Source organism: Polaromonas sp. P3_B4 (assembly GCF_056402835.1).
The window spans coordinates 2,275,165-2,290,719 of record NZ_JBFUGQ010000001.1; the positions used below are offsets into that span (position 1 = coordinate 2,275,165).

General features: G+C 62.1%; 14 protein-coding genes and 2 riboswitches. Of the genes, 10 read left to right on the forward strand and 4 right to left on the reverse strand.

The features are described 5' to 3' along the window. Positions 1-301: 301 nt before the first annotated feature. From AC1DVV_RS10780 to AC1DVV_RS10825, 10 genes are all read left to right on the forward strand, one after another. Complete coding sequence (locus AC1DVV_RS10780) at positions 302-1,315, forward strand: acyltransferase family protein (protein ID WP_457280142.1); 1,014 nt, start codon at positions 302-304, stop codon at positions 1,313-1,315. A gap of 311 nt (positions 1,316-1,626) precedes the next feature. Then, positions 1,627-2,652 (forward strand): D-erythronate dehydrogenase, encoded by a 1,026-nt coding sequence (gene denD / locus AC1DVV_RS10785; RefSeq protein ID WP_477665660.1) that lies wholly within the window; start codon positions 1,627-1,629, stop codon positions 2,650-2,652. Between the two features lie 92 nt (positions 2,653-2,744). Next, positions 2,745-3,716, forward strand: coding sequence for a TRAP transporter substrate-binding protein (locus AC1DVV_RS10790; protein ID WP_457280140.1), 972 nt, complete (start codon positions 2,745-2,747; stop codon positions 3,714-3,716). Positions 3,717-3,827: 111 nt separating this feature from the next. Then, positions 3,828-4,322 carry a TRAP transporter small permease gene (locus tag AC1DVV_RS10795; protein ID WP_477665659.1) on the forward strand — a complete coding sequence of 165 codons (495 nt, stop codon included), beginning with the start codon at positions 3,828-3,830 and terminating at the stop codon, positions 4,320-4,322. 202 nt (positions 4,323-4,524) lie between these two features. Continuing rightward, complete coding sequence (locus AC1DVV_RS10800) at positions 4,525-5,802, forward strand: TRAP transporter large permease (RefSeq protein WP_477665658.1); 1,278 nt, start codon at positions 4,525-4,527, stop codon at positions 5,800-5,802. A gap of 72 nt (positions 5,803-5,874) precedes the next feature. Then, a complete protein-coding gene (locus AC1DVV_RS10805) occupies positions 5,875-6,444 on the forward strand; it encodes a hypothetical protein (protein ID WP_477665657.1) in 570 nt (189 codons plus the stop codon). A 27-nt stretch (positions 6,445-6,471) separates the two neighbouring features. Continuing rightward, positions 6,472-6,587: riboswitch (glycine riboswitch) on the forward strand. Positions 6,588-6,608: 21 nt separating this feature from the next. After that, positions 6,609-6,712: riboswitch (glycine riboswitch) on the forward strand. A 55-nt stretch (positions 6,713-6,767) separates the two neighbouring features. Continuing rightward, positions 6,768-7,928, forward strand: a complete 1,161-nt coding sequence (gcvT, locus tag AC1DVV_RS10810) for a glycine cleavage system aminomethyltransferase GcvT (protein WP_457280136.1) — start codon at positions 6,768-6,770, stop codon at positions 7,926-7,928. Between the two features lie 54 nt (positions 7,929-7,982). Next, positions 7,983-8,348: a glycine cleavage system protein GcvH gene (gcvH, locus tag AC1DVV_RS10815; RefSeq protein WP_457280135.1), complete on the forward strand. Its 366-nt coding sequence runs from the start codon at positions 7,983-7,985 to the stop codon at positions 8,346-8,348. 58 nt (positions 8,349-8,406) lie between these two features. Continuing rightward, positions 8,407-11,301, forward strand: coding sequence for an aminomethyl-transferring glycine dehydrogenase (gene gcvP / locus AC1DVV_RS10820; RefSeq protein WP_477702194.1), 2,895 nt, complete (start codon positions 8,407-8,409; stop codon positions 11,299-11,301). A 1-nt stretch (position 11,302) separates the two neighbouring features. Then, positions 11,303-12,058: a sulfite exporter TauE/SafE family protein gene (locus AC1DVV_RS10825; RefSeq protein ID WP_477702193.1), complete on the forward strand. Its 756-nt coding sequence runs from the start codon at positions 11,303-11,305 to the stop codon at positions 12,056-12,058. An 11-nt stretch (positions 12,059-12,069) separates the two neighbouring features. Here AC1DVV_RS10825 and AC1DVV_RS10830 read toward each other — a convergent pair whose 3' ends face one another. The 4 genes from AC1DVV_RS10830 to AC1DVV_RS10845 all read right to left on the reverse strand — a co-directional run bounded on the left by AC1DVV_RS10830 (position 12,070) and on the right by AC1DVV_RS10845 (position 15,534). Next, the gene (locus AC1DVV_RS10830) at positions 12,070-12,837 is read right to left on the reverse strand and encodes a transglutaminase-like domain-containing protein (RefSeq protein ID WP_457280132.1); all 768 of its coding nucleotides are present in this window, start codon (positions 12,835-12,837) and stop codon (positions 12,070-12,072) included. A gap of 172 nt (positions 12,838-13,009) precedes the next feature. Beyond that, the gene (locus tag AC1DVV_RS10835; protein WP_457280131.1) at positions 13,010-14,158 is read right to left on the reverse strand and encodes a mannitol dehydrogenase family protein; all 1,149 of its coding nucleotides are present in this window, start codon (positions 14,156-14,158) and stop codon (positions 13,010-13,012) included. A gap of 13 nt (positions 14,159-14,171) precedes the next feature. Continuing rightward, a complete protein-coding gene (locus tag AC1DVV_RS10840) occupies positions 14,172-15,182 on the reverse strand; it encodes a zinc-binding alcohol dehydrogenase family protein (RefSeq protein ID WP_457280130.1) in 1,011 nt (336 codons plus the stop codon). Positions 15,183-15,204: 22 nt separating this feature from the next. Continuing rightward, positions 15,205-15,534: an L-rhamnose mutarotase gene (locus AC1DVV_RS10845; RefSeq protein ID WP_457280129.1), complete on the reverse strand. Its 330-nt coding sequence runs from the start codon at positions 15,532-15,534 to the stop codon at positions 15,205-15,207. Positions 15,535-15,555: the final 21 nt, after the last annotated feature.

The following is a 15,555-nucleotide window of genomic DNA, read 5'->3' on the forward strand; positions in this document are numbered from 1 at the left end:
GAATCGTCTAGCTTGGTATAAGTCGCAATACCAAAGACGGCACAGTTGATGTAGGAACAAGACGACTCAGTGTAGGGTGGCAGGCATGCAATTGAGGTGTCAGACCCCGCGCGTATTGGTTGCAACTACGTAACAGCTGTGCGCTTGATGGCAGTTGCTTCGCAAAACGATACGGCTTGCAACAGTTTGCTTTCTTTTGGCGCACAGCCGTGGCAGCTATTGGCTACGCTGCGCACATAATTTGTGCACGCAGTTGCAGTGAGCAAGACAGCAAAGAAACAAGAAGAGGAACGCAAGGCTGATGACCGGTAAGAAAATGAAGCGCAGCATGGAAGTGGATACGGTAAGAGGCATCGCCTGCATCTTGCTGGTTCTGTTTCATGTAGTAGGGGATACGCCCTCAGTGGGCCTGAAGGTTCCGGAGGGGCACTGGTTGCAGATGTTCAATGAAGGGCTGGCCTATATCCGCATGCCGCTCTTCTCTTTCATCTCAGGCTATGTGTATGCATTTCGCCCCTATGAAGGCAATGCTGCTGAATTCATTAAAGGCAAGGTCCGGCGGCTGCTGCTCCCCCTGATTACGGTGGGAACTATTTTTGCCGTCGTGCAGGCCTTCACGCCAGGCGCCAACTCATCGGTCAACCAGTGGTGGCTGTTGCACATTGAGCCCGTGGGGCACTTCTGGTTTCTTGAAGCGCTTTTTATTGTCTTCCTGGTCGTTCTGCTGCTGGAACACCTCAACGCACTTTCTACTGCGGCCGGATTTGCGGTCGCCTGGGCGCTCAGCGCGGTACTGTTTGACTACTTCAGTCCTCCCAACTATTTCGCCGCCCGCGGCGCTGTTTACCTTCTGCCTTTTTTCCTGGCCGGACTTGCCTGCAAACGATTTGACATCGGAACGCCAAAGGCCCGGCTTGTAGCAGCGGCCGTATTTATTTGCGCCGCTACCGGGGCCATGCTTTTTCCGCAATTTTCCGAGCAGGGAAGTTCTGTCGCCGCACTGGCGCTCGGTGTCTCAAGTGCCTTTCTTCTTTTGCGGAGTGGCTGGAGTTTCGCGCCCCTGGCCTACATTGGATCCTTCTCATTTGCGATTTACCTGCTGCATGTTTTTTTTACGGCTGCGAGCCGTATCGCCTTCAGGAAACTGGGTATCACGGACACCTATGTCCTGATGACGCTGGGACTCGTCGCCGGGATTGCTGGTCCTGTCGTATCCGCGCTGCTCATCAGCCGGCACGCAGGCCTGAATCTGTGGCTGCTGGGAACTGTGCCGGGCAAGCCGAAAACCAATCCGAAGCCCGTGGTAGCAGCCTGAAGGATCGGGGCTCGAGCCAGCGGCCCATTTCATTCTGGCGCCAAGCCGCTCATCACTGGCGGCGTCCTGGCGCCCCAATCAGTGACTGTGCCGCCGCGGCGAATCCTGAACGGCTCGAATGTCGGAGCAGGAGCCGTGCCCCCCGGGAGTTGCACGATGTCTTTTTCTCCAAGCACCATCCAAACCGGCACCATCTGTCGGCTGCATGGAACGACTCCTCCTTCGAACTAAACTGCCTGACATACCGCAGGCAACCGGATCGGTGCGGGCATGCAGGCGAGTAACCTACAAAAAATGGAGACAACATACCCATGAATATCGTCATCACCGGTGGCGCCGGATTTCTCGGGGCCAGGCTGGCCCGGCAACTTCTGGACGCGGGGCAATTGGCTCTTGCGGGCAGCGCACCGCAAACCATCCGGACAGTGACACTGGTTGACAGGGTGGCGCCCCCGGCCGCGCTGGCCGCGGACAACCGCATTCGAACCATCACCGGCGATCTGAACCGGCTGCTGGAAGACGGTCATCCGCAAGCACTCGTGGTGACAGAAAAAGACACGCTGATATTCCATCTGGCGGCGGCGGTCAGCGGTGAATGCGAAGCGGATTTCGACCTTGGGATGCGCAGCAATGTCGACGCCACGCGTGCGCTGCTGCAGGCGTGCCGTGCCCTGAATACATCGCCCACCGTCGTATTCGCCAGTTCGCTTGCAGTGTTTGGCAATTCACCCGAGCAACCACTCCCGGCGGTCATCGATGACAGAACGCTGCCCACACCACAGAACAGCTACGGCATCCAGAAATTTATCGGCGAGCAACTGGTGGCTGATTACGCGCGCAAGGGTTTCATACGCGGGCGCAACGTACGCCTGATGACCGTGAGCGTACGGCCCGGAAAACCCAACGGTGCGGCATCGAGCTTTCTCAGCGGCATGATCCGGGAACCCCTGGCGGGGATCAGGGCGCAGTGTCCTGTGCCGCCCGAAACGGCGGTGGCTCTTGCGTCGCCCGGCCGTACGGTTGAGGGATTGATTCGCGCTGCGCAAGCCAGCGACACCGAATGGGGTGCCCGCACAGCCGTCAATCTGCCGGCCCTCAAGACCACGGTCGGCGAAATGGCGCAAGCCCTGGCACGGGTGGCAGGAAAGAACGTGGCGGATTTGATCGACTGGGTGTACGACCCCGTCATCGCAGGAATCGTGGGCAACTGGCCGGCCAATATCGACGCAGCACGCGCGCGGTCGCTGGGCCTGCTGCCTGACAGTGATTTTGAAAGCATCATCGCGGCGTACTTAAGCGAAAACCCGCGCACAACCGCTGGTGCATCGCGGCAATAATGCGTGTGCTTATGGTCGGAAAATCCTGATGCGGGACCGGCCCCAGTCGTCCACAGGATTCCCGGCCCGATCACCCAACGGAGACAAACAACATGAAGCTTTCAAAACTGATTATCGGTATGACGCTCGCAGCGGGATTCATGGCGTCTGCAAATGCACAGACCACCATGAAGATCAGCATTTCCACGGCCCAGAATTCGCATCAGGGCATTGCCATCGACACCTTTGCCAAAGAAGTCGAGAAACGCACAGCAGGCCGCTACAGAGTCCAGACCTTCTACAACGGAGCCCTGGGCGGCGAACGCGAATCCATCGAGGCCGTGCAGCTGGGCACCCAGGAGCTGGCCCTCTCCTCCACCGGCCCCGTACCCAACTTTGTCCCCGAGACCAAGATCCTCGACGTTCCCTTCCTGTTCCGGGACAAGGCGCACGCACGCGCCGTGCTGGACGGCCCCATCGGCCAGAATCTCCTGACCAAATTCGATGCCAAGGGCTTTAAGGCGCTGGCCTGGGCCGAGAACGGCTTTCGCCACATGACCAACAGCAAGCGGGATGTGAAAGTTCCGGAGGACCTGAAGGGACTGAAGATGCGCACCATGGAAAATCCGGTGCACATCGCCGCCTACAAAGGCCTTGGCATCATCACCACGCCCATGGCCTTTCCCGAAGTGTTCACGGCGCTGCAGCAAGGCACGGTCGACGGCCAGGAAAATCCCCTGTCTGTGATCATGTCCGCCAAGTTCGACCAGGTGCAAAAGCACCTTTCACTGACCGGTCACGTTTATTCACCCTGTATTTTTGTCATGAACAAGGCAGCTTTCGACAAGCTCAGTGCTGGCGACAAGACGGCATTCATTGACGCTGCCAAGGAAGCGACCAAGGCGAACCGGGCCCGCGTGGACCAGGACGATGCCAACGGTGTAGCCGAGCTGCGCAGCAAAGGCATGACCGTGATCGAAAACGTCGACAAGGCGAAGTTCGTGGCAACGCTGGCGCCAGTCAACGCCGAATTTGAAAAGCAGTTCGGCAAAGCCAACATCGACGCGATCAGGAACTACAAGTAAACCGTACCGCAGCTATTTTGCTACTTTTTTTGTAGCTACTTGCGCCCGCCACCATTGGTCTGCGGGCGTTTTCATTGAAATTTTCAATTCTCCTCATGTATCGGCGCATCCATGAAACAAGTATTTCTCCAACTTGAACGGTGGACCACCGGCTTCTCCATGCTGGTGGCCTGCGTGATGCTGGTCATCGCATCGGGGCTCGGCGTGTTCCAGATCCTGACGCGTTTTGTCTTCGAGCAGCCTGCAGAGTGGAGTGAAATTCTGATCCGCCTCAGCCTGATCTGGATGGTCTTTATGGGAATTCCCACGGCTTTCCGCCAGGGCGCCATGGTCAGCGTGGATGTGCTCTATCGCTGGAGCCCACCTCGCATCCGGCGGGTGCTGGACTGGCTGGTCTGCCTCGCCGCCCTGTTCCTCGTCGCAGTCATCGTCTGGTGGGGCTGGGACTATTCCCTTCGCGGGCGTGTGCAGTCCATGGCCGGCCTTGAATCCATTTCCATGTTTTGGGGCTATGTGGCCATGCCTGTCGGCGGCATGTTCTGCGTGATCGGCATCATCGGCAACCTGATCGACCCACAGCGGAATGAATTGGAAACCGCACAATGAGAACAAAAACTGGATTTCACCTTCAAGCAGGGGCCGCGGAACCGGCTTTGCCGGGCCGCAGGCGCGGCCCCAGAGGGGCTGGAGCCCGCGGCTCCAAGCCTGCCTGCGCAGGCTTGGACGGGCGACAGAGGCGAAGCGTCTCGCGAGCCGCGGCCTGCAAGGCCTCGCGCATTACACGAAGTGAAAAGCGTGGGGGCCAAGTATGACCGCGGTAATGATTTCCACCATGGTGCTGTGCTTTGCACTCACCGTTTCCGTGGCCGTTTCCATCGGCCTGGCGTCCATCTTCGGTATCCAGGCGTCCAACGCCAACATGCTGATTTCAGTCAAGGAGATGTTCTCCTCGATCAACAAGTTTCCGCTGGCCGCGATCCCCTTCTTCATCCTGGCCGGCAACCTGATGGAAACCGGCGGCATCTCGCGCCGCCTGGTCGAGTTCGCCAAAAGCATTGTGGGCGGCGTCCAGGGCGGCCTGCCCATGACCTGCGTGCTGACCTGCATGATTTTTGCGGCCGTGTCGGGCTCTTCTGTGGCCACTACTTTCGCCATAGGCGCCATCCTGATCCCGGCGCTCATCAAGCACGGCTACCCCACCGCCTACGCCGCAGCCCTGCAGGCCACCAGCGCAGAACTGGGCGTGATCATTCCGCCATCCATCCCCATGATTCTTTACGGCGTGAGCGCCGAGGTCTCGATCGGAGAACTCTTCATCGCCGGCTTCGGCCCGGGGCTTTTGATCGGCTGCGCGCTGATGCTGTTCGTGCACCTGTACTGCCGCTGGAAGGGCTGGGGCAAGCACGACGGCGACGGCCGCCTGAGCTTTGGCAAGGCGACCTGGCAGGCCAGCTGGGCGCTGCTGATGCCGGTGATTATTCTGGGCGGCATTTACGGCGGGATTTTCACGCCGACCGAGGCGTCGGCGGTGGCGGTGTTTTATGCGCTGGTCGTCGGCACCGTGATCTACCGCGAAATCAAGCCGGCCGACCTGTACGTCATCCTGCGCAAATCGGTGCTCTCCAGCGCCGTGATCATGTTCATCATCGCCAATGCCGGGTTGTTCGCCTTTCTGATCACCCGGGCCGGCGTGCCGGACGCCATAGGCCATTGGCTGGAAGCAGTGCTGCAATCGCCCGCCCTCTTCCTGCTCGGCGTTAACGCGGCGCTGTTCATCATCGGCATGTTCATTGAAACCAGCGCCGCCATCATTGTTCTGGCACCCATCCTGGCGCCAGTGGCTGTGCATTTCGGCATCGATCCGGTGCACTTCGGGCTGGTGATGGTGGTCAATCTTGCCCTGGGCATGATCACACCGCCTTTCGGCGTGAACCTGTTCGCGGCCTGCACCGTCGCCAGGATATCGCTGGACCGCATCGTGACCCACCTGATCCCCTTTGTGCTCGTCATCCTGGCTTGCCTGATGGTGGTCACTTACGTCCCGCAGCTGTCGCTGGCTCTGCGGGATCTCGTCTACGCAAAATAGCTTTTCGGACGGGATTCACGAGGCTGTCATTTTCAGCAGCCATGCTCGGGGTTTCATTTCAGGATGAAATCCATGCAGCTCCACAAAACCGACCGCGCCCGTGCCGAGCTCAAGCCCGGCGTGAGAACGCTAGGCCAGCGCGAGCGCACCCTGCTGCTGATGGCCGACGGCAGCAAGTCGGCCCAGGACTTCCGCCCGCTGTTTGAGGGCGACGGCGAAGCCATTGCCCTGCGCCTTTTGCGCGACGGCTTTCTGGAAGCCCATCCCGGCAAGACGTCCGCGCCGGCAAAAAACCCTGCGCCTGCACCCGCCCAAACACTCACGCCGGCGCAGTTACAGAACTTTCCCAGCCCCGAAACCACCCAGGCCATTCAGGTCTCTGCCGATCAATTTGAAGGCAAGCGCTCGCTTGCCACAACCCGGATGTTCCTGTTCGACATCTGCGAACGCATGTTCGCCCGGCGCAACCCGGAGATGGCCGAGCGCTTTCGCGAAGCGCTGCGCAATGCCAAAGACCGCGAGACCATGCTCAGCGCCTCGCGCGAAATGATCGAGGAAATCGAAAAAATCGCGGGCCACGAGCGCGCCGACTCCATCAGCGAGCGCATCGCCATGCTGCTGCCGCAGCACCAGGCCGCCTGATCGAGCCGACAGCGGCTTCCGTTACACTCAGCGGTGTCAGGAGAGAGTTTTCCTCGCGAAAACCGCCGAAGGCGCACGAGCACCCTGGGGGCACCCCCCTTGAGTAGCACTGAACGCTCAGGCAAAAGGACTGGCAACCGCCCTGCGGCGCACCACGCGGCAAGGCGTTCCCTACTGGAGAGAGGCCGCCTTTCACGGGCAGCCCACCGAAGGAGCAAGCCTGCATCGCCGGGTGAATCTCTCAGGTAAAGTGGACAGCAGGGGCAGCCCATGGATTGAGAACAAGTTCTTGCCATGACCGTGTTTGCCCCCTGGAGAATGCCTTGTCCGATTCGTCCACCTCTTCCGCCGCCCCCGAAACCTTGTTGAAAACGCCCCTGCATGACCTGCATGTGGAGCTTGGCGCGCGCATGGTGCCTTTTGCGGGCTATTCGATGCCGGTGCAGTACCCCGCGGGCCTGATGGCGGAACACCACCACACACGCCAGGCTGCCGGCCTTTTTGACGTGTCCCACATGGGCCAGCTACGCCTGGTGGGTGCTGATGCCGCAGTCGCGCTGGAATCCCTGATACCCGTTGATGTGATCGACCTGCCCGCCGGCAAGCAGCGCTACGGCCTGCTGTTGAACGACGACGGCGGCATCATCGACGACCTGATGTTCTTCAACCGCGACTACGCCAACGGCGGCGACCTCTTTGTCATCGTCAACGGCGCCTGCAAGGTCGGCGACATTGCACACATCCAGGCAAAGATCGGCTCGCGCTGCGAAGTCATCCCCATGCCGGAAATGGCGCTGATGGCGCTGCAGGGCCCACAGGCCGTCACTGCCTTGCAGCGCCTGGCGCCCGGTGTCGAAAAACTCGTATTCATGACCGGCGGCCGCTTCAGCGTGGCCGGCTGCGACTGCTTCATCACCCGCAGCGGCTACACCGGTGAAGATGGCTTTGAAGTCTCGGTGCCTGCTTCGCAAGCTGACGCACTCGCACGCGCGCTGCTCGCGCAACCTGAAGTCAAACCCATCGGCCTGGGCGCGCGCAATTCGCTGCGGCTGGAAGCGGGCCTGTGCCTCTATGGCAACGACATTGACACCACCACCACGCCGGTGGAGGCCAACCTCAACTGGGCCATGCAAAAGATCCGCCGCACCGGCGGCGCACGTGCCGGCGGCTTTCCGGGTGCGGACAAAATCCTGGCCCAACTGGCAGACCCCGCCCTACTCACCCGCAAGCGTATCGGCCTGGTGGCGCTGGAGCGCGTCCCTGTACGCGACCACACCGAACTGCAAAGCACCGACGGCATGGCTATCGGCGAAGTCACCAGCGGTTTGTTGGGCCCCACCATCAACCAGCCCGTCGCCATGGGTTACATCAAACCTGAGTTCGCTGCGCTGGGCACACGCGTGAACGCCATCGTGCGCGGCAAGCCGGTGCCCATGGAAGTGGCCGCCATGCCTTTCGTTCCCGCCCGCTACTACCGCGGTTAAGCACCAGATCAAGCTCCCCGTTTTATTCACCCCACTCAACCCCTGGAGAACCTCATGACCGTCAAATACACCGAAGACCACGAATGGGTCAAGATTGAAGGCAACGTCGCCACCGTCGGCATCACCGTGCATGCGCAGGATGCGCTGGGCGATGTGGTGTTTGTGGACCTGCCGGCTGTCGGCACCACCTTCGCCCAGAAAGAAACCGCCGGTGTTGTCGAATCCGTCAAGGCCGCGGCCGACGTGTATATGCCCTTGAGTGGCGAAGTCACCGAAATCAACGAAGCCCTAAGAGACGACCCATCTCTCGCTAACAGCGACCCGATGGGCGCCGGCTGGTTTTTCAAAGTCAAGCTGTCCGACCCAACGCAGCTTGACGCGCTGATGGACGAAACCCGCTACACCGCCTTCGCTGCCTGATTTTCTGACCGATTCTTTTTTCTGACTCCTGGCTGCCAAGCCTGACACGGGACCCGACATGTTGATGCAATCCGCCAAGCCCTTGGGCGATCTTGAAAACCCTGCCGAATTCATCGCCCGCCACATCGGCATCGATGACGCCGACGAAGTCCACATGCTCAGCATCGTGGGCTCAGCCTCGCGCCGCGCGCTGGTGGAAGGCATTGTTCCACGCTCGATTGCACGCAGCACCGCCATGGCCATCCCGGCCCCCGTCACGGAGGCGGCCGCGCTCAAGCAGCTCAAAGCCATCGCGGCCAAGAACCAGGTGTTCAAGAACTTCATTGGCCAAGGCTACTACGGCACCTACACGCCGGGCGTGATCCTGCGCAACATCCTCGAGAACCCCGCCTGGTACACGGCCTACACGCCCTACCAGGCTGAGATTTCGCAGGGCCGCATGGAAGCGCTGATCAACTTCCAGACCATGGTCTGCGACCTGACCGGCATGCCGATCGCCAACGCCTCCATGCTCGACGAAGCCACCGCCGCCGCCGAAGCCATGACCCTGGCCAAGCGCAGCGTGAAAAGCAAAAGCAATGTCTTCATCGTCGCAGGCGACTGCCACCCGCAAACAATTGAGGTGATCCAGACCCGCGCAAAGCCCTTGGGCATCGAGGTGAAGGTCAGCACGGCAGCCGTCACGGTGCCGCAACTGATGGCCGAAGGCAATTACTTCGGCGTGCTGGCGCAATACCCCGCCACCACAGGTAGCATCCATGACCTGCGCCCGCTGGCCGGCCAGGCGCATGTCGATGGCGCAGCCCTCTGCGTTGCGGCCGACCTGCTGGCGCTCACGCTGCTGGCCCCGCCCGGTGAATGGGATGCCGACATCGTGCTCGGCAACACCCAGCGCTTCGGCATGCCCATGGGCAACGGGGGGCCGCACGCGGCTTACCTTGCCTGCCGCGACGAATTCAAGCGCTCGCTGCCCGGCCGCCTGGTCGGCGTGACCATCGACAGCCACGGCAACCCGACCTACCGCCTGGCGCTGCAAACCCGTGAGCAACACATCCGCCGCGAGAAAGCCACCTCCAACATCTGCACCGCGCAGGTGCTGCCAGCCGTCATCGCCAGCATGTACGCGGTCTACCACGGCCCGCAAGGCCTCAAGCGCATCGCCGAGCGTGTGGCGGCCTATACGGCCATCTTCGTGCAGGGTCTCAAAGAGCTGGGCTATGAAATCACCAACACAGGCGCCTTCGATTCCGTCACGGTGAAGACGGGTGACGCTACCAATTTGATAGCTGACCGCGCACGTTCGGCGGGCGCCAACCTGCGTTTTCGCTTGAATAATCACCTGGGCGTGTCGCTGGACGAGACCACCAGCCGCAAGGACATCGAACTGCTCTGGTCCTTCTTCGCCAGGCCCGGCCAGACCGTACCCGTGGTCAGCGCTTTCGAAAAGGGCATCGAGTCGCTGATCCCCGCCGGCCTGCGCCGCACCAGCGCCTTCCTGTCGCACCCGGTGTTCAACACCCACCACTCCGAAACCGGCATGCTGCGCTACATCCGCATGCTGAGCGACAAAGATCTCGCACTGGATCGCAGCATGATTCCGCTGGGCAGCTGCACCATGAAGCTCAACGCGACCAGCGAGATGATCCCCATCACCTGGCCGGAGTTCGCCAACATCCACCCGTTTGCGCCTGCCGAGCAACTGCTGGGCTATGCCGAACTCGACAAGCAGCTGCGCGACTGGCTGTGCCAGGCCACGGGCTACGCCGGCATCAGCCTGCAGCCCAATGCCGGCTCGCAAGGCGAATATGCCGGCCTGCTGGTCATCAAGGCCTTTCATGAGGCCAAAGGCCAGGGCCACCGCAACATCTGCCTGATTCCTTCGTCGGCCCACGGCACCAACCCCGCCAGCGCCCAGATGGTCGGCATGACCGTCGTGGTCACCGCCTGTGATGCGCAGGGCAATGTCGATATGGCCGATCTCAAGGCCAAGTGCGAGCAGCACAGCGCCAACCTGGCCTGCGTGATGATCACCTACCCCAGCACACACGGCGTGTTTGAAACGCAGGTGAAAGAACTCTGCGCGATGGTGCACAGCCACGGCGGCCGTGTTTACGTGGACGGCGCCAACATGAACGCACTGGTGGGCGTGGCCGCACCGGGCGAATTCGGCGGCGACGTGAGCCACCTGAATCTGCACAAGACCTTCTGCATCCCGCACGGCGGCGGTGGCCCGGGTGTTGGCCCGGTCTGCGTCGTGGCCGACCTGGTGCCTTACCTGCCCGGCCATGCGACGGCGGGCATTCCCGTCAACGGCGTGGGCGCCGTCTCGGCTGCGCCGCTGGGCAATGCAGCCGTACTGCCTATCAGCTGGATGTACTGCCGCATGATGGGCCCTGAAGGGCTCACACAAGCAACCGAAGTCGCCATCCTCAGCGCCAACTACATCAGCTCGCGCCTGAAAGACCACTTCCCCACGCTCTACGCCAGCGAGAACGGCCATGTCGCGCATGAATGCATTCTCGACTTGCGCCCGCTGAAAGAAACCAGCGGCGTCACCGCCGAAGACGTGGCCAAGCGCCTGATGGACTACGGTTTTCACGCGCCCACGCTGAGCTTCCCCGTGCCCGGCACCTTGATGGTCGAGCCGACAGAAAGCGAAACCCTGGCCGAGCTGGACCGCTTCATCGACGCGATGATCGCCATCCGCGAAGAGATCCGAAAAATCGAAGCTGGCCAATGGCCGCAAGACAACAACCCGCTCAAGCATGCGCCGCACACCGCGGCCAGCCTGATGGGCGCTGACTGGGACCGCCCTTACTCCCGCGAAACCGGCGCCTTCCCATTGGCCTCGCTCAAGCAGGTCAAATACTGGCCGCCGGTGGGCCGCGTCGACAACGTTTACGGCGACCGCAACCTTTTTTGCAGCTGCGTGCCCGTGAGTGATTACGCCTGAGTTGGACGCTCACATCATCCTGATCGTCGCGGGGGCGGCGGCAGCGGGGTTTGTCCAGGGCCTGTCGGGTTTTGGCTTCAGCCTTGTCGCCATGTCTTTCTGGGCCTGGGCTATAGACCCGACGCTGGCGGCTGTCATGGCGGTGTTCGGCGGCCTGACGGGCCAGGTCATGGCGGCCTTTACGGTCAGCCGCACAACTGACTGGAAGCGCCTGCTGCCGTTTCTGGCCGGCGGCCTGCTGGGGCTCCCGCTGGGTTTGCTGTTGTTGCCGCAACTTGACGTCCAGCTCTTCAAGCTGTTTCTCGGCATGCTGCTGGCGCTATGGTGCCCGGCCATGCTTTTTTCGGGCAAGCTCCCGCGCATTCACCATGGGGGCCGCGTCGCCGACGGCACGATTGGCGTTGCCGGTGGTTTCATGGGGGCCTTGGGTGGTTTCAGCGGTGTGATTCCGACACTGTGGTGCACCCTGCGCGGCTACGAAAAGAGTGCCCAGCGCGCCGTCATCCAGAACTTCAATCTGGCCGTGCTGACCGTCACCATGGCCAGCTATGTTGCCGCCGGCCTGGTCACGCGCGAAACGCTGCCCATGCTGGCCATCGTGGCGCCTGCTGCGCTCATTTGCGCCTGGCTGGGCGGGCGTGTTTACACGGGCATCAGCGACCTGGCCTTTCGCAGACTGGTGCTGAGCCTGCTGACCTGCTCCGGCGTGGCGATGCTGGTGTCATCCGTGCCGGAGTTGCTGCGGCGGATGGGCTAGGGCCTGTCATTTCAATAAAAACGCGAGCCGGCCCGCAGCTCACGAATGGCCCGAATCATGGTCGGAGCCAGCGCATTCCATTGCAAGGCCCGCAGTGATCGACGGTAACGCAGCCCGCTGCCCCCGAGGGATGCCGACACCAGTTCCAGAGGATCGCTCACCACGCACAGAAGCCGCGTGAGCATGGGGTCCTGCTCGGTAGGCACACCGCCGAGGAAGGCGTCGTTCTTTCCGTCCCACAGAAGCTGGGCATTGATGTGGATACCCCAGCCGCACTCCCAGCCGTTCGCTTTCAGGCGTTCGAGCGCCGCAGCCACGTATTCGGCATCGAAGATGTAGGTGTCGGTGCGCACCCAACGGCCCAGCCAGAACTCCGCCAGCGGCCGCGCCGCCGGCGTGGCCCGCGGGATCAGGCCGCGAAGCATCTCGCCGCGCATCTCCATGTAGCGCACACGGGCCGGGATGCCGGCGGAGCGCATCAGCGCGATCAGCAGCGTCACCTTGTCGTCACCGTCGCCTCCGCGCGCCTCAAGTACGTCGCGGGCGGTCGGGTACTGCAGCTTGATCCGCTTGGTATAAGGCAGGCGCTTGACGAAGCGATAGATAGCCAGTGCCTTGTCCCGGTCGGTGCGGCACAGCTGGACAATCGAGCGAGCCTTCAGGCGCAGCTTGGTGTCGTCCAGGTCCAGCAGGGGCGTTGTGCCAAGCCAGTCCTGCGGCCGGTCGCTGGCTCTTTGATGCAGCCGGCGGGGCGAATCGAATTGTGCGGCAAGTGCCACCATGGAACCACCGACGGAGTGAATGGTTTACGCATCGTAACCCCGGAGGCGCAATTGCGGCGAATTTCCGTTCCACGCCCGGGCGCTGAGGGACTGGCCCCTGGCATGAGGGCTCGCGGCGTCGGATGTTGCGCCGCAGCATGTCATCAAACGCAGGTGACCAGCCGGTGGTTCAGGCACCAGTGCCCAGGGTGCTTCCGGTTTCAGCTAACGCATTGCGCAGCTGGGTCTGTGCGATGGGCAGTTGCAGCGCCACGGCGCGCTCTAGCACGGGTGCCAGGCGGCGCAGCTTCTTCTGCGCGTGGTCCTTGGCAATGTCGGCCAGACGGTGTTCCAGAAACGGGTTGAGCAGGCGGTCGCGCAATTCCACCAGGTAGGCGTGGGCCTCGGGGCCTGTGCCCTCGGCGTCAAATACCGGCAGCACCTCGTCGGCCCACACGGCCTCCAGCGGGGTGCGCAGCGCCGGGGTGTGCATGGCCTGCATCACGGTCATGTCAGCAGCACCGCCCAGCAGCTGCCAGCGTTCGGCCAATATCGTGTGGCCCAGGTTCAGCAGCCAGAGCTTGCGTTGCTCGAAGGGGGCCAGTGCATCCGTCACCACCATGGCCGGGTGGCTGCAAGGAAGCACCATGCGCGGCTGGCGTTCGATGGCCCACAGCGCATAGGGCTCGGCCACTGCACCGGCGGGTTCCAGCGGAGACGACACGATGCGGTCCACCAGTGAATTGACCCACACGCAGTGCTCCCGCACATAGCGAAGGAAGGCGGGCGTAACGCCCCAGCTCTGTGCCAGCGTGGATACCAGGTTGCGCAGCGTGTCCCCGTTGCGGTTGACCAGTTCGCAGGGGTACAGCGTCAGGGGAGCCTCCGGCTGCTGCTGCCAGCGGTGGTGCAGAAGCGCCACCAGCTTGGCCGGGTAGCTGCGCGGCGGCGGCGTCGTCGTCGGGCTACGCAGCAGCGCCGCGGTGTCGGAGTCGTCCAGTGCATAGCCCATGTCCGCGGTGTTGGAGATGATGACCTGCACGGTGGTAGCCATGGCATCGCGCAACAGTGTCCAGTCGCGGCGGGCATGCCAGACGGCCTGTACTGCGTTCACTTGCACGGTTTCCTCGATACGCCGGCCATGTTGCATGCCGCGCAATTCGACGCGGTAGCCATGTGCCAGTGCCGCGGCGCGCGCGCTGCTCTGCGGGCTGTCTGTGCTCTGCACCACGGTTATGCCGCCCAGCGCCTGGCCCTGGGCCAGGGCCTCGGACACAAACAGGTCCGCATGCGCCTGCAGAAAGCGCCCGGTGCCAAACTGGAGGATGGGCGTGCTCACGTGGAGACTCCGGTCAGCATTCGATCAGCGCCTTGACGACGCCCTGCGTGGGGTCCAGCAGGGTGGCGAACTGGGCGGGTACATCGGCCAGGGCCATGCGATGAGTGTTGAGTGCTGCGGTGGGGATTTTGCCGCCCCGCATCGCCTCAAGCACCGTTTCGAAGTCTTCCATGGTGGCATTGCGGCTGCCCAGCAGCGTCGCTTCGCGTTTATGAAACTCCGGATCGGCGAACGTAATATTGTCCAGCACTATCGACACCAACACATACTTGCCGCCATGGGCAATGAACTGGAAGCCGCGCTCCATGGCCCTTGCGTTGCCCGTGGCGTCAAAAACGACATCGTAAAAATCTCCATCGGTCAGTGCGCGCAGCTCGTCCAGGTCGTTGTCACCTATCACAACACCCGCATGCGCCCCCAGGTGTTGTTTGCAGAATTCCACCCGCTCCTTTCGCGTGTCCAGCGCTGTGACCTGACCACCACGCAGGCCGGCGAATAGCAAGGCAGCCATGCCGATGGGGCCCGTCCCTACCACCAGTACACGCTGGCCGGGCTGCACGTCGGCGCGACGTACAGCGTGGGCACCAATAGCCAGAAATTCCAGCATGGCGGCCTGGTCCAGTGAGACACCCTCTGCCTTGCGCACAAACTGCGCGGGTACGTTGAGATACTCTGTGAAGGCGCCGTCGCGGTGCACGCCCAGCACCTGGATGTGGACGCAGCAGTTGGTCTTGCCCTGGCGGCAGGCTACACACCGGCCGCACGACAGGTAAGGCATGACGAAGACGCTGTCGCCGGCCTGAAGGGGGCCGTCCGCTGGAGCTTCCTCTACGGTACCCGCGATCTCGTGGCCCATGACGCGTGGATAGGCCAGGAAGGGTTGCTTGCCGGTGAAGATGTGCAGATCTGTGCCGCACACCCCCACGCGGCGGATGCGCAGCAGCACATCGCCTTCATTGCGGATGGGCATGGCCCCTTCGACCGTGCGCAGCACGCCGGGAGTTTCGCAAATGACTGTCAGCATAGATGTCCTTGGGTGGAAGTGGTTAGTCAATGTGGAATACGGATTCCATGGCGGCCCAGTGCTCGCCTGGGCCGCGGGTTTGAAGGGGGCGTTGGCAGGGGCCGCAGAGGGTCCACCAACGCTGCGTCTCAGCATCAGCGGCGATAGCGGCCATGTCCGCGTCAAAGTCCCGGCCGTGGTATTCCCAGTAGCCGAACAGCAGGTTTTCCGGCTCTCGCAGAAAAATGCTGTAGTTGCGCACCTGCGATTGGTGAATGCGCTGCAGCACAGCGGGCCAGACGGCCGCGTGCAGCCGCTTGTACTCGGCGATGTGCCGGGGGTCGATACCAATGACCCATCCCATTCGTTGCATGTCAATTTCCGTCTATATGTT

What these genes read in the sequence shown, in the direction of transcription:
- AC1DVV_RS10805 (WP_477665657.1), top strand. Translation starts at nt 5,875, where the DNA reads ATGCAGCTCCACAAAACCGACCGCGCCCGTGCCGAGCTCAAGCCCGGC.
- AC1DVV_RS10845 (WP_457280129.1), bottom strand. Translation starts at nt 15,534, where the DNA reads ATGCAACGAATGGGATGGGTCATTGGTATCGACCCCCGGCACATCGCC.
- AC1DVV_RS10800 (WP_477665658.1), top strand. Translation starts at nt 4,525, where the DNA reads ATGACCGCGGTAATGATTTCCACCATGGTGCTGTGCTTTGCACTCACC.
- AC1DVV_RS10840 (WP_457280130.1), bottom strand. Translation starts at nt 15,182, where the DNA reads ATGCTGACAGTCATTTGCGAAACTCCCGGCGTGCTGCGCACGGTCGAA.
- denD (WP_477665660.1), top strand. Translation starts at nt 1,627, where the DNA reads ATGAATATCGTCATCACCGGTGGCGCCGGATTTCTCGGGGCCAGGCTG.
- AC1DVV_RS10790 (WP_457280140.1), top strand. Translation starts at nt 2,745, where the DNA reads ATGAAGCTTTCAAAACTGATTATCGGTATGACGCTCGCAGCGGGATTC.
- AC1DVV_RS10780 (WP_457280142.1), top strand. Translation starts at nt 302, where the DNA reads ATGACCGGTAAGAAAATGAAGCGCAGCATGGAAGTGGATACGGTAAGA.
- gcvH (WP_457280135.1), top strand. Translation starts at nt 7,983, where the DNA reads ATGACCGTCAAATACACCGAAGACCACGAATGGGTCAAGATTGAAGGC.
- AC1DVV_RS10795 (WP_477665659.1), top strand. Translation starts at nt 3,828, where the DNA reads ATGAAACAAGTATTTCTCCAACTTGAACGGTGGACCACCGGCTTCTCC.
- gcvP (WP_477702194.1), top strand. Translation starts at nt 8,407, where the DNA reads ATGTTGATGCAATCCGCCAAGCCCTTGGGCGATCTTGAAAACCCTGCC.